Raw genomic sequence first — 722 nt, forward strand, 5'->3', positions numbered from 1 at the left:
TTCTAGGAGCGTGCCGCCCTGGGCCGCGAAGGGTTTTCCCGCTCGAACTTCTCCCGCCCGCAGGCAGGCCCAAGTCCTACAGACCCTGCGCTGCGCGCGACCTAGTCTGCACCCATGGGTCGCGCGCACCGCGCGACCGCTTCGATCACCGTGAAAGGACCAACGATGTCGAACAGCAGCATCCTCGGCGGCGAACGCGCCGCTCCCCGCGCCATCGGCCGTGACGTGGACGCGCTCGGCCCGAGCGACAGCTCGGACAGCGGCAGCGACGTGCAGGGCGAACGCGCGATGCCCACCGACGCCGACAACCCCGGCGAACTCGGCGCGTTGCCGGTGCACCGCGACAGCGACAGCGATGCGCGCGGCACCGGCGAGCGTGGATCGGCCACCGGCAACGACCTCGACGATGCGGCCGACATCCTGCCGGACCACCTGGTCAGCGACCCGACGTGGGCCACCAATGCCGCAGGCCGTCCCTACGCATCCGACGATGTGGAAGCCATCGCCGACGATGCGGCCGATGATGAGGTGGACGAAGACGRCCCGCCTGCACGCCACTGACGACACCACGGGGGTGACGCCTAACGCCGCTCAGCGCCCTCGCGTCGCGCGCACGAACTCCTCCAGGAGCGCCTGCGCACCGACCGGCTTGCTGAGCACGCGAAAGCCGGCTGCCGTCGCGTCGTGCACCCGCGTCGCGTAGCCGGTCAGCAGCACCACCG

General features: G+C 71.0%; 1 protein-coding gene. It reads left to right on the forward strand.

What is annotated here, in order from left to right; genetic code table 11:
* The first annotated feature begins 165 nt into the window (after nucleotides 1-165).
* The gene (locus AC1D12_RS34620) at nucleotides 166-561 is read left to right on the forward strand and encodes a hypothetical protein (protein WP_477845570.1); all 396 of its coding nucleotides are present in this window, start codon (nucleotides 166-168) and stop codon (nucleotides 559-561) included.
* The last annotated feature ends 161 nt before the right edge of the window (nucleotides 562-722 follow it).

It is taken from the genome of Rhizobacter sp. P1_G5, assembly GCF_056405435.1.